Here is a 12654-nt window from a genome sequence, read left to right as displayed (position 1 = left end):
AAGTATGCAGAGGATTTTTTGCAGGAGCAAAAGGATAAGATATGGTGGATGGCTGAGCGCCTGTCTTTTGCTGGTTAGATCGAATCTGGTTCTATTGTGCCAGTAGAAATCGAAACACTTTCGCAACAGGCCTTGGCATCAGTAATTGCGAAGACATTTCGAGACATCGAAACTTCGCCAATCCCAAGTTATTAAGACCGAATACTTATCTTTGCGAAGCAAGCCAAAGAAGAACTTCGTCAGCATTCTTATCCGGCGGAAAAACTGGATAGAATACTTTTTGAATTTTTCCTTCTTTAATAAAGAGAGCCATTCGTTTGATAAGGCGCCTTCCTGCAAAGTCAAAAGTCGGCAAATTCAGCTGCTCTGTTAGCAGATATTCATTGTCGCTTAAAATCGGAAAGCTAATGTGGTTCCGTTCGACGAACTCTTTTTGAACAAGTGGGGCCTGAATACTTAAGCCGAAGACCTGAATGCCTAATTGCTCAAATTCGCCAATTAAATCCCTAAAGCCACATGACTGTGGGGTGCATCCTCTAGCGCCTGGTATAGAGTCCCATAGCTCCTGATTTGTCTCTGGCTCTAAGGGGCTACCTGCTTGAGGGTATATAAATAGTACGGTGGGCTTTTGAAACGCATCCCACAGATCAAGTTGTCCGCCATGGGTAGATGGTAGTTGAACTTTCGGAATTGAAAGCCCGGTAAGATGCGATGTTTTTCCATCATCAGTAGGTCGAGGAAGATCTTTGGGTAAGTCATTTAAATTTTGGCGCATAAATTAAACACCAAACTTTCTCGGCCTAGTTTAGGCGAGCCAGGAGACTAATGGCGGAAAGGGCGGGATTTGAACCCGCGGTACACCTTTTGAGTGTACGAGCGTTTAGCAAACGCTTGGTTTCAGCCACTCACCCACCTTTCCGCGGTCGGTTTAATTCGACTGAGAAACCAAACTGCCATACGGTGGCCCTTTAATCAAGGACTTGGCCGTATTCTTTTTGTAAATTTAGCAAGAATGCTTGATTTTTCCCTGACCGCAGTCTATCTATACGTCTCTTTCACAGTGCACTCGTAGCTCAGCTGGATAGAGTACATGACTACGAATCATGTGGTCAGAGGTTCGAATCCTCTCGAGTGCACCATTTTCTTTCCCATTAAACTTCATGTTATAACTAGACCTCTTTCAACTCGCCGAGTTAACGTAGCGTCATGAAGATTTCTTTCTATTTTAAAATCGCGATGATGATTGTTTCCTTAGGGGCTGTTCTTTACGCGATCCGTGCTTTGCAAACTCGCGAGTTCAAACAAAAACTTTCCGATCCGCAAAGCGCTCTTGGGGTTTTGATTGGCAGCGACTACCGGCCCCTGAACTGGTGCCCGGGTGGGACGGTCAAAGTTGAGGTTTATTCGCTGACCGGGGAGCTAAAAAAGACCCTTACAAGTTCTTCAGAAATCAGCGGCGTTTGTGAAATCATGATGGGTGGTTTCACCTCGGAGGGTGTTGAAGAAGCCGCCTATAAAAAGCGTCTAATAGCTTTAACCTCATCTGGAGAGTCAAAAATCCTGGAACAGAACGAAAAAGTGCCGGTTTTTAGAGCCCAAGGGATGCCTTTTAGTTCGCCAATGCTAACCAAGGCTTTGGAGCGGCTGGAGTCCCCTTAAGCGCGATTTCTGTTTGACAAGAAACGCCCAAAGCCCTAATTATAGTTCTTCACCGAGTTCAGAAGTAGCTCAGTCGGTAGAGCAAGCGGCTGTTAACCGCTGGGTCGGGGGTTCGAGTCCCTCCTTCTGAGCCATTTATTTTTTAAATAAATGTGACCAAGAAACCAAGTCCACAAGGCTTGGTTTTTTTATTTTCTCCGCCTGCGATATTTTAATTTTATCGTCTGGACCCGACTCTTGTTCGAAGTAAGTTCTTTAAACTGTTACGAAATCTTTAAACTTGGGCTTAAATCTTGTCGGGGTTTTGATTACGATCAGAGTCTTCTCACTTTTTCGGAAAGAAAGCTCAACTTCCGTTTGAAGATCCCGAAAAGAAGACAACTTCTCAAAGGACTTCGTCGATGAAATCTGTTTTAACTTTTTTGGTAACTATATTGGCTTCGGCTACTGTGCTTGCGAACGATCACGCCGTAAAAAGTGTCGATGCCGATACGTCTTTACGTTGGCTTCAGAATGGCAATGCCCGCTTTACAAATTCTAAACTTCGCAAGGATGGGCAATCGCAAAATGATGTTCACCGCTTAAGCACGGGTCAGCAGCCGCATGCGATCGTGCTCAGTTGTAGTGACTCGCGTGTTCCGCCTGAAGTGGTGTTTGATCAGAAATTAGGGGAAATCTTTGTCGTTAGAACGGCCGGTGAAGCCCTTGGAGATAACGCGATTGGAAGTATTGAGTACGCCGTCGAACACCTGGGTTCAAAACTTTTGGTAGTGATGGGGCACACATCGTGTGGTGCCGTAAAAGCTGCGCACAGTTCATTGGATGGTTCTAGTTTGGGAACACCCGCTTTGGATAATTTGGTGAAGGACATTCATCCGCGGATCTCTCAATTCAAAGGCAAAACTCCCAGTAAGAATTTTGCAACAGAGTCTTGGGCGAACACAGAAGGTGTTGCGAAAGATCTTCTTACGCGCTCAGAACTGATTCGCAAAAAAGTTGAAAGCGGTGATCTTCGCATCGTTTCTTCCCTTTATGACTTAGAGTCTGGGCAGGTCGCTTTTAAAGCAGAATCGACTTTGCAGACCCGTGTCCCCGCCAGTATTGAAGAGGCAAAGAAAGATAGTCATCACACGCATGGCAGATCCGGAGCCACTTGTGACAAGTGCAAAGCCCAAAAGACAGCAGAGCCATCCCAGGCGCCGCATGCCGAGCACAGCCACTAGCATCTAGCGAAAGCGTTCGCTGTAAAGCCAAATTCGTCTCAAAGTAACACATTTGGGCCCCAAAAGGGGCTCAAGTCGTTTTTATTGCAGATGAGACATGTTTCCCAAGGGCACAACCCTTGTAATAAGACTCCTTCGGAAATAGGGACGTCCGTTGGAGGAGCCGATGAGCTTTCTTAAAATTTTACCTCTTCTTGCTTTTTGGTCTATGACCGCTTTTGCGATGAAGGCAGGCGCCGAGGTGAAGAGCTACCGCGAATGGAAAAACGAGCGTGTGCAACTGGCTCAGGCCGACGTTATGAGCTTAAAGGCTCAGATCGATCTAAAAAAGGCTTCGCGAGCGGTGGCGCAGGGAACGGACCCCAATCTTAATAATAAAGCGGCGGTAGAGGCGGTCTCGACAACGGATATGAGTGTTGAGAAATTAGAGCGTCGTCTGCGTGAAGAACAATACGATCTTGAAGTGGCCAAAGACCTTTCCGTGACAGATTATTTCGTAGGTTACCTTACAAAAGTTCAGGACAAAAAGGCGGCTTTTAACGAAGTGGCTGGCAAGTTGACCCCCGAAGAGGTGGCAGAGCTTATGACGGCTTACGCAAACTCCGTGTTTGGGGCCCAGGCGTCAGATTTGCCTGTCAGCGCAAATAATATTGGTAAAGAACCCAAATAACTTTCCTGATTTATAAGTTCCTGAAATTTCTGAAATTAACAGGTGCGTCATAAGAAAAATTGGGCACCTGACCTTGACTCCTACCCCAGCAGATTCATATTACCTTCGTTGTTACAATCATAACGGAGGCATACATGGCTAAGAACGAAATTGGCGTTCGTCCACTTCATGACAGAATTCTAGTTCGCAGAATGGCGGAAGAAGAAAAAACCGCTGGCGGACTTTTCATCCCAGATACAGCAAAAGAAAAACCACAACGTGGCGAAATCATCGCTACTGGCAAAGGCCGTATCACTGAAGACGGAAAGGTACTTCCTCTTGAAGTGAAAGTTGGCGACAAAGTGCTTTTCGGAAAATACGCAGGCACAGAGTTGAAACTTGAGGGCGACGAATACCTAATGATGCGCGAAGAAGACATCTTGGGCGTATTCAACTAATTCAATTAAATAATAAAACGGAGTAAACCATGTCTAAAGTAATAACATTCTCAGAAGACGCTCGCGCGCACATCTTGAAAGGTGTGAACACTCTTGCGAACGCAGTAAAAGTAACTTTGGGACCTAAAGGTCGTAACGTAGTTATCGACAAATCTTTCGGTTCTCCTCTTATCACTAAAGACGGTGTGACCGTTGCCAAAGAAATCGAATTGGAAAACAAATTCGAAAACATGGGCGCTCAGATGGTTAAAGAAGTTGCTTCTAAAACCAATGACGAAGCCGGTGATGGTACAACAACTGCAACTGTTCTAGCGCAAGCGATCTATCGCGAAGGTGCTAAACTTGTTTCTGCAGGTCACAACCCAATGTCTATCAAGCGTGGTATCGACAAAGCGGTAGCGACTGTTATCGACGAGTTGAAATCAATGGCGAAACCTGTAAAAGGTTCTAACGAAGTTGCTCAAGTTGGTTCTATCTCTGCAAATAACGATAAAGAAATCGGTCAAATGCTTGCAGACGCTATGGACAAAGTTGGCAAAGAAGGCGTTATCACTATCGAAGAATCTAAAACTGCGAAAACAGAAGTAACAGTTGTAGAAGGTATGCAATTCGACCGTGGTTACCTTTCTCCATACTTCGTAACTAACGCTGAAAGAATGGAAGCGGTTCTTGAGAACGCTTACGTTCTTGTCTACGACAAAAAGATTTCTTCAATGAAAGATATGATCGGCATCCTTGAAGGCGTTGCTAAGCAAGGTCGTCAATTGTTGATCATCGCTGAAGACGTTGAAGGTGAAGCACTTGCAACTCTAGTTGTGAACAAACTTCGTGGCACTCTGCACATTGCTGCGGTTAAAGCTCCTGGCTTCGGTGACCGCCGTAAAGCTATGCTTGAAGACATCGCTATCTTGACTGGCGCGAAAGTGATCTCTGAAGATATCGGCCGCAAACTAGAGCAAGCGACTGTCGCTGACCTAGGTATCGCGAAACGTATCGTTGTCGACAAAGACAACACGACAATCATCGATGGTTCTGGCAAAAAAGCCGACATCCAAGCTCGCGTTGCTACAATCAAATCGCAAATCGACGAAACTTCATCTGACTACGATAAAGAAAAATTGAAAGAGCGTTTGGCTAAATTGGCTGGCGGCGTAGCTGTTATCCACGTTGGTGCTCCTTCTGAAGTCGAGATGAAAGAGAAAAAACATCGCGTAGAAGACGCTTTGAACGCGACTCGTGCTGCGGTTGAAGAAGGTATCGTAGCTGGTGGTGGTACTGCTTTGCTTCGTGCTTCTCAAAAAGTTGATAAAACTAAATTCTCTGAAGAAGAGTCTTTCGGTGCGACGATCATCAAACGTGCTTGTGAAGAGCCAATTCGTCAAATCTCTGCAAACGCAGGTCTTGATGGCGCGATCGTTTTGGATCGTATCCTTCAAAACAAATCTGCTACTTGGGGATTCAACGCTTACTCTGACGAATACACTGACCTAATCAAAGACGGTGTTATCGATCCAGTTAAAGTTGTTCGTTGTGCATTGACCAACGCTGCTTCTGTAGCTTCTTTGATGCTTACGACTGAAACAATGATCGCTGAAGCACCTAAGAAAGATGCTCCAATGCCTGCTGGTGCTCCTGGCATGGGCGGTATGGGTGGAATGGGCGACATGATGTAATCGGCTTGCCGAACATCTTCGTTCTTTTTCGAAAGCCTGGGATTATTCCCGGGCTTTTTTATTTTTGGATCTGGTGCTTCTATTAAAACAGATATTGGACTCCGCTCATGAGGGTTGTCATTTTGTGGCTGGTGCTTGTGGCTGGGTCTGTTCTTTGGCCGGTGCCGCTGAAGTCTGAGGTGTAGTTTTCTAGAAGAAGTTCGCCTCTGATTTTGAATCTTGTTTTAAGTTTATAGTCTACGAAGAAGCTGAAGCTGTTAATTTTGTTGTCCGAAGAAGCGCCGCTGGATTTGCTTTCGCTTAATGACGGGTTTAGATAGAAATCTAATTTACCGCCGATATCGACGGGGATTTCTTCGGATAGCGGGAATTGTCCGGCCACGCTGAAAGCGAAGCCGCCGTATTTCATTGTTGTGAATGCCGTCGGGGTGCTGTCGTCGACGCTAAAATTAGTGTTGGTATAGCCGCCGGCGATTTGCAGCTTCGGACCGAAGAAGTCACTGGTTAAAAGAAAATTGTATCCTAGATTTACGCCGTATTGACCCATGGACATATTCAGACTGCCCGGCGAAGAGCCGCTCAATTTGTTATCAATCGAAAAGACCGATTGTCTGAGAAGAACGCCGACGTACCACTCAGGATTCAGCCAGATTTCTCCGCGAACCAGAATATTAGGCGCAAGATTGTTGCTGCCGCTGATCGACCCTGCGGTTTGTAGATTGCTGTTTTGGGTGTAGCTGGAAAAGCCAGCTAGCAGTTCAATTTTTCCGAACTGAGGTGGCATAGTTGGCAACCATTCCTGCGGATCTTCGCCGAAGGCGACTTCCTTATCAGGACGGGTCGAGATGTCTTGCAAAACTTTTCCTGATGGGGTCGTGACCGGAACAGAATACTTTACAAATTCATCCGGCATCACTTTCGAACCCACGGCGATGACGCCGGGTTCTTTTTCCATTTCAACATAACCAAAGCTTAAGTAAGGTTCCACTTTGAAAAGTTTCACGCGGCCTAAGACTTCCTTTTCTGTACTGACCATGAACTTTAATTTCGGATGACGATTGACCTTGATGATCTGTACAACTGAAACCCGGCTTTCCGGCTTTAAGCCGTAAGCACTTCCCAAATTTAAAGTCACTTGCTGACCCCGACGACTTAGAATCGTCGAACGAAAAGGCATTCTGTATTTCAAGTTTTCGAAAAGCTTTCGGACTTCATTTTTAATTTCGGCGGTTTCAAACCCTTTGTAATCATTCAAGGACTCTTGCAATAGCGGTAACCCTTCGCGTCCCACAAAAAGTGTTAAGGTGATTGTGATGCCGCGAGGGCCGCGAATGATTTTTGAAGTCAGTGCCGCTTCACTTTTCGCAGCTTCTAAAATTTTTTGGACATCCTGGGGGCGCTCGTCCAAAAGGGCTGCATTCAATTTAAGATCGGCAGGATAGTTTGCCAAAGACCACTGTTTGTCTTCGTTCAGAATTTTTCTTAGTTCTTCTTCCACGGGCCGCGAATAAATTCCGCTGACGTTGTCGATCGTGGGTACCAAAACGATGGACTTGATTGCTAGGTCCTGATCGACGGTGCTGAGAAACGTGTTCTGGGCAATGGTCTGGCCATGCGCCGTCGAAAATACGAAAATGAAACAGGACGTGATGCAGAGAAAGCAAAGAAGAAATGATTTCATAAATTTATTCTGCACTGCCTCTGAAAACTCGTCAATTTGACGTCAAGTAATTCGGACCGAGAGCCGAATAATTTCCTATGAAAATCTTCGTTTCAATCGTCACTATTATTTCCTTCCTCGCTTCTGCGGAAATTTCTCATGCGCAGACAGGTCTTGAAGGTTTTGCTTCTGGACGTTATGAGGTTCGCAAAAAAACTTCGCGCAAACCAGCTTCCGAGGCGGAAGCTGCGCCCGTAGTGACAGATTCTGATGGCATTAAGGTCAGAACTCTGAAAGAAAGTGAATTGGAAGCTGAAAGAAAAGCGGAAGAGGCCGCTCAGCAGGCAAAGGCTGAAGCCGCACGCAAAGAGGAAGAAAAGAAGCTGGCAGAGGCAAAAGCAGCCCAGGAAAAGGCAGCTTTATTGACGGCTCCGCTAGGGGGAACGTCTAGTCCTGCTTCGGCTCACCCAGCTATTCCTGTTAAGGAACTGCCTGTAGAGGCAGACGTCCAGGAGCCCACCTTGTCTGAACACGCAGAAAGCCTGTTTTCGAGCCGTGCGGACCGTATCTATGATTTTTATCGCGAGCAAATTCATCCTGATGACATTCGTAACAATAAAGTGGAGTTGGATGTCACACCTGTTGTCGTGTACAACGACTCTCAGTCAAATTACTCGTTCCGTGATTATCAAAGCTTCTTCAATGCGCTGAAACTGAAAACTAATGTGTGGTTCACTCCCCGAATTGGTGTGAGTGGACAAATTATGTTTTCCTTGGCGGCGGATGTGGATTCAATTGTGGATAGCTCAAGAATCCCTGCCAAATACGAATATTTGGATTTGGGTTTTAACTTCAGAAAGTTCTTTGGTGTTTCTCGTAAATCAAGCTCCGTCGAATTTTCAGTCCTATTCAATGAAAGCAAGATGAATGTGCCTAGCGACAACACGTCTCGTGCCCGGCTTAAAACATCGGGACTGGGTGTGGGGCTCAAAGCTCGCATCCCTACGTCTTTGAACTATTCCTGGGTGGTCGGAGGAACCTTCTTTCCACGTCTGCAACATTCGGAATCTACCACGGGTGTCAACCTGAGCTCTGGGTCTTCAGAGGAAAGTATTCGTATTGGTCTTGATGCTGGCGGCGAGTGGAAGTTCTCGCGAGAAGGTCAGATGATCTGGAATTTGGGTGTTAGTGCGGAAAGAAATGTCTTTGATGGCGCCGCAGGGGTGCCCGACCCAGGTACGGGTGCGACGCCTTCTAATGTCAGTGTGACCAACTCGCTGTATATGTTTTCCCTGGGCTATCGTTGGGGTCACTAAAATCCACTCACCAAAGCTCGAACTAAAATCTATACTGAAGCGGTATGAAGATACGTTTTGCTGTTATCGACGATGCCGCTTTTTTACGTGAGTTGGTGAAGAACATTGTGACTTCTGCCGGCGGTGTCTTCGTCGGTGAGGCCTCAAATGGTGATGAAGCCATCTCTCTTGTTCAATCCACCCTGCCGGAAGTGATTTTTTTAGACATGGTTATGCCCTTAAGAAATGGCATTGAAACGGCAAAAGCCATCAAAGAACTTCATCCTGAAATAAAAATGATTGGCTGTTCAACGATCGATCAAGAGGCCTACGTGCAGAAAGCCTACGAGGCGGGGTTTGATGCCTATGTCACTAAGCCGTTTACCAAAGAACAAATATTAGAGGCGATTTCCAAAGTTTTACCGCACCAGGGAGAATCCACTCATGGAAGAACTTAAGTTTGTTATCAAGTGCTTATGCTTCACAATGCTTTTGGTCATGCTTATGCAGGTCAAAATCGGCGGCGCTTCGATCGAATATCATTCATTCCGTTGGCTGCAAAGATCCACAGTTTCAGAATATGTACAAAGTGCAGCGGCAGGTGGCGCGATGGCAATTCGCAACTTGGGCCGTACGCTTAAAGACGGTGTCGCAAGTACAGTGGATGGGTTTCAAGAAGGCGCGCACGAAAAGGCTGTTCGTTAGCCGTTAAAAAGGGAAAGGAAGAGCATCCAAGGGGGGATAGACACTCTTCCTTTTGGGGGCAATTTCAGATTGCAGATTACTTCTGGCCGGATGCTGCTGCTTCAGCTCCAGCTTTGGCCGTCGACTTAGCCACTCTTACTTTTTCCGGGTTCGTGGATGCAAAGCGACCGCTTTTCGTTTGGTGATTGCATACCGCAGATGTCCCGGCAACAGACATAGACGCTGATGCAATAATAGAAAGCGCAATAATAGATCCGAACATCTTCTTCATAGAAAACTCCTTATCACGAGTATCAAAAAATAAAACCTACTCAAAGAAGCTTTAATGCACTGGTTGTGCCAGTAAAGATGTCTCAAACTGAGACGGCAGAATCAAATAAGGCAGGGATAGGAAGAAATAAAAAGGGCTTTGGATACCAAAGCCCTTTTATGTTCACCGGATGATAATAGATTAGACAGTCTATCTATTACCTTCAGCAGGTGAGCCAGAACCTGTGGCGCCTGGAGCGGCTGTTCCCTTAGGTCTGTAAGTCGTGTCGTCATTAAGGCGAGTGTGCTTCATTCGCGCCGTACACTCGGGACAGATACCCGTTGAAGCAACATCAGCCTCTAATGGCTTGGTGCTTTTAGCTTCATTGGGATCGTCTCCGGGATTGACCGTGCGTCCTGCGTCTTCTTGAGCGAAAGAAGAGGTGGCAACGAAAGATGTACCTAGAGCAGCTAACAAAATAGATAAGGCCAAAAGTCTTTTCATATAATCACCTACTCCTTTATAGATACAATTCCGCGGTTGCAGGGGCAATGATATCTAACAAGTTATTAAAGGTACTAGCAACTTGCATTGCGACGGAAGGACCTTCTTTGCTGTCTACTTTGTTGATTTCGCCATTGGGTTTATAGCTAACCACGATTGTTCCTAGGCCTGGGCGAGTCACGATCGAAGGCTTGCCATAGCGTTCTTCGTATTCGATTTTTACCACCTTTTTTGCCTGGTCTGTGATCGTTGCAATACGACCACGATTATCGTAAGTCATATTGATTTTTTGACCATCGCTATTCTGAGCGTAAGAAAGGTTCCCCTTGCCATCGTATTTAAACTGAGTGGCTTTGGTGGCTACTTTGGCCCCTTTTTCGTTAAAGAAGGTGCTGGTGACTGAGCTGACCTTTTTGATTTTCGGGTCATACTCAAAAGCCATGCGCACATTGGGCGCCGCCTTTACTTTTACAAGTCCGTCCGGATAGTACTCATAAGAAATACGATCGGCATTTCTACGGATAGAAACAGGTTTGCCGAAAACTTCGTGGTAAGTGATATCCGTGACGTTTCCGCTGACAGTCGTCATCACACGTTGCAGGAAGTACTGACCGTCTGCGCGTTGTTGATGCCAGAATTCGTACTTGTTGTCAGCCATCACTTCTTTGCCGCAAGTCTTTTTAACCGTCGACCAATAGTGATTCTTAGGATCGTTTGTAGAGGATTCGTATTTATAAGACTCGATACATTTGTCACGATCAGCGAAAGCGACAACCCAGTCGTTCTTTTTGTCATACTTGATGGATACGAATGTTTTGTCCGGCCAAGTGGCCTTTGTCAGATTGTGAAGTTCATCGTATTCATAAGTGTAAGTTTTCAACCAGGCATTCTTCACGGAAGCCAGATCATCTAGGTTGGCAAATTTATATTCTGCCATCAAACCATTCGGTCCTGTGATCGTTTTAACTTTCTTATTTTGGAAATACTTGAATCCCAAGCGGCGACCATTGTTGTCCTGGATTGTAGCGATAACATCTTTGTCGTAGTCAAACTTCAGGTAGTTGCCATTTTTATCGTAAATGTGTGTCAGTTTTCCCTGAGGGCTGAAGCGCTGAGCGCTGCCATCGGGAAGATTGCGTGTGTAATAAGTTTTATTGAAGATAAAATGCTCAACCTCGCGACCGTTGGCATAAAACTTAGTGCCTTCTTTGACCGGAACTTTGATGCCATATTGAGCTGCATATTCAGAGCGAGCATTGTCGTCTTCAAGCAGTTGAGTTTTCAAATTATTCAAAGCCGTTTCCGTCAATCCGACTTTCTTTTCAGCCTTCATGCGCGTGATGATTTGGGCGATGGTACTTTCAACATCTTTGCGAGTGACTTCGCGGGGAGAGAAAGTGACTTCCAGACCGCCGCCGCACTCTTTTACTTTGATGTTACCTTCAGCATTTACTTCCATGGAAGTTTCAAAATCAGAACACCAGCCAAATCCGAACATACCATTGAATAGTGAACGGCTGTTGTAAGTGCGAACGATCTTAAGATCATAACCACTTCCGGGAACATCCATATCAATCCATGTATTGGAATAGTTGGCATTTTTCATATCCACAAGCGCAAAAGCTTGTGCTGAAAAAAGAAAAGCGAACGCCAAAACTGCTTTCTTCATTATAATTTACCTCTTCCTTGAAACTGACAAACTACACTTTAATGGTAACAAGTTTTTTGATTACTACGCCACCAATTACTTGCAACGCTAGCATCACGAATAGCAACACTAGACCTAGGGTTGTGTTAAACATAGGCTTGATGAAACCGGGGTCCACCATGAAAAAGACGCCCATCAAAATGAACGGAATCAGAGTGACGATAACCCCTTGCATGAGACCTTGCGCGGTCAATGCTTGAATTTTTTTCTCAACTTTTTGTCTTTCTCGAATCGTTAAGACAATAGTCTGGAAAGTTTCTGCCAAGTTACCACCGGTTTCTTTTAGAATGTTGATGGCAGTAACAAACATTTGTACGTCGGGGCGTGGAATACGTGTGCCCAGATCATTCAAGGCGCTTTCAAAACTATCACCCACTTGCATTTGATATAGAACTTGTGCGAATTCCTGACTGATAGGATTTCCCATGATCTCTACCACGCGCTTCATGGATTCTTGAGGGTTGGAGCCGGCTTTAATGCCGTTGGCCATAATAGTCAGGCCGTCCACCATCTGGTCGGTAAAACGAGAGCAGCGCTGCTCATAAGTCATTCTTACTAGCAAAAGAGGAAGCTGCCATCCGGCGACGGTTAAAGAAGCTCCGAAGATAAATCCCATCAAAACGCTGGGCCATAGCGCCAGGAACGCCAAAGCGCCGACGCCGAAGCTCATAAGTAGGATCATGATGGTGATCTTCTTTTCGTCCACTTCATTTCCCATTAAACGCAGAAGGCGGATCACTTCATCTCTTTGGCCTAAACTTCTTTTGTGAAGCCAGTCGATGGCTTTGTCCGCCCAAAGAATAACAATGGTGAACACACACACACCAAATAAGGGAATCATAATCCATTCGTTAAACAGGAAACTCATAC

Annotated in this window: 14 protein-coding genes and 3 tRNA genes; 10 read left to right on the top strand and 7 right to left on the bottom strand. The window is 45.6% G+C overall.

Features of this window, described 5'->3' with window-relative positions; genetic code table 11:
* Window positions 1-205 precede the first annotated feature (205 nt).
* Together OM95_RS08595 and OM95_RS08590 are read right to left on the bottom strand one after the other, a co-directional pair.
* Window positions 206-775 (bottom strand): peroxiredoxin, encoded by a 570-nt coding sequence (locus tag OM95_RS08595; protein WP_041872621.1) that lies wholly within the window; start codon window positions 773-775, stop codon window positions 206-208.
* 51 nt (window positions 776-826) lie between these two features.
* A tRNA-Ser gene (locus OM95_RS08590) sits at window positions 827-919 on the bottom strand.
* A gap of 143 nt (window positions 920-1062) precedes the next feature.
* Between OM95_RS08590 and OM95_RS08585 the strand changes: the two genes are divergently transcribed.
* The 7 genes from OM95_RS08585 (at window position 1063) to groL (ending at window position 5662) form a co-directional block, all read left to right on the top strand.
* Window positions 1063-1139: transfer RNA gene (locus tag OM95_RS08585), tRNA-Arg, on the top strand.
* A 67-nt stretch (window positions 1140-1206) separates the two neighbouring features.
* Window positions 1207-1659: a hypothetical protein gene (locus tag OM95_RS08580; protein WP_041872618.1), complete on the top strand. Its 453-nt coding sequence runs from the start codon at window positions 1207-1209 to the stop codon at window positions 1657-1659.
* 58 nt (window positions 1660-1717) lie between these two features.
* A tRNA-Asn gene (locus tag OM95_RS08575) sits at window positions 1718-1793 on the top strand.
* 267 nt (window positions 1794-2060) lie between these two features.
* Window positions 2061-2882: a carbonic anhydrase gene (locus tag OM95_RS08570; RefSeq protein ID WP_291515905.1), complete on the top strand. Its 822-nt coding sequence runs from the start codon at window positions 2061-2063 to the stop codon at window positions 2880-2882.
* Window positions 2883-3048: 166 nt separating this feature from the next.
* Window positions 3049-3552 (top strand): hypothetical protein, encoded by a 504-nt coding sequence (locus OM95_RS08565; protein WP_041872616.1) that lies wholly within the window; start codon window positions 3049-3051, stop codon window positions 3550-3552.
* 149 nt (window positions 3553-3701) lie between these two features.
* Complete coding sequence (gene groES, locus OM95_RS08560) at window positions 3702-3989, top strand: co-chaperone GroES (protein WP_041872753.1); 288 nt, start codon at window positions 3702-3704, stop codon at window positions 3987-3989.
* A gap of 29 nt (window positions 3990-4018) precedes the next feature.
* Window positions 4019-5662: a chaperonin GroEL gene (gene groL / locus OM95_RS08555; RefSeq protein ID WP_041872614.1), complete on the top strand. Its 1644-nt coding sequence runs from the start codon at window positions 4019-4021 to the stop codon at window positions 5660-5662.
* A gap of 82 nt (window positions 5663-5744) precedes the next feature.
* Here groL and OM95_RS08550 read toward each other — a convergent pair whose 3' ends face one another.
* Window positions 5745-7343: a porin family protein gene (locus OM95_RS08550; protein ID WP_041872612.1), complete on the bottom strand. Its 1599-nt coding sequence runs from the start codon at window positions 7341-7343 to the stop codon at window positions 5745-5747.
* 77 nt (window positions 7344-7420) lie between these two features.
* On the opposite strand from OM95_RS08550, the gene OM95_RS08545 reads away from it, so the two are divergent.
* The 3 genes from OM95_RS08545 to OM95_RS08535 are packed head-to-tail and all read left to right on the top strand — an operon-like array spanning window position 7421 to window position 9322.
* Window positions 7421-8638, top strand: a complete 1218-nt coding sequence (locus OM95_RS08545; RefSeq protein ID WP_041872609.1) for a hypothetical protein — start codon at window positions 7421-7423, stop codon at window positions 8636-8638.
* A gap of 44 nt (window positions 8639-8682) precedes the next feature.
* The gene (locus OM95_RS08540) at window positions 8683-9075 is read left to right on the top strand and encodes a response regulator (protein ID WP_041872606.1); all 393 of its coding nucleotides are present in this window, start codon (window positions 8683-8685) and stop codon (window positions 9073-9075) included.
* Window positions 9062-9322 carry a hypothetical protein gene (locus tag OM95_RS08535; protein WP_041872603.1) on the top strand — a complete coding sequence of 87 codons (261 nt, stop codon included), beginning with the start codon at window positions 9062-9064 and terminating at the stop codon, window positions 9320-9322. The genes OM95_RS08540 and OM95_RS08535 overlap by 14 nt, the downstream gene beginning before the upstream one ends.
* A 76-nt stretch (window positions 9323-9398) precedes the next feature.
* Here OM95_RS08535 and OM95_RS08530 read toward each other — a convergent pair whose 3' ends face one another.
* From OM95_RS08530 to OM95_RS08515, 4 genes are all read right to left on the bottom strand, one after another.
* The gene (locus tag OM95_RS08530; protein WP_041872600.1) at window positions 9399-9593 is read right to left on the bottom strand and encodes a hypothetical protein; all 195 of its coding nucleotides are present in this window, start codon (window positions 9591-9593) and stop codon (window positions 9399-9401) included.
* Between the two features lie 189 nt (window positions 9594-9782).
* Window positions 9783-10076 carry a hypothetical protein gene (locus OM95_RS08525; protein ID WP_041872597.1) on the bottom strand — a complete coding sequence of 98 codons (294 nt, stop codon included), beginning with the start codon at window positions 10074-10076 and terminating at the stop codon, window positions 9783-9785.
* 16 nt (window positions 10077-10092) lie between these two features.
* Complete coding sequence (locus OM95_RS08520; RefSeq protein WP_041872594.1) at window positions 10093-11745, bottom strand: DUF6531 domain-containing protein; 1653 nt, start codon at window positions 11743-11745, stop codon at window positions 10093-10095.
* 31 nt (window positions 11746-11776) lie between these two features.
* Complete coding sequence (locus OM95_RS08515; protein ID WP_041872591.1) at window positions 11777-12652, bottom strand: type II secretion system F family protein; 876 nt, start codon at window positions 12650-12652, stop codon at window positions 11777-11779.
* Window positions 12653-12654: the final 2 nt, after the last annotated feature.

Origin of the sequence: Bdellovibrio sp. ArHS, from assembly GCF_000786105.1 — a bacterium.
Classification (GTDB): domain Bacteria; phylum Bdellovibrionota; class Bdellovibrionia; order Bdellovibrionales; family Bdellovibrionaceae; genus Bdellovibrio.
This window is presented reverse-complemented; position numbering and strand designations above follow the sequence as displayed.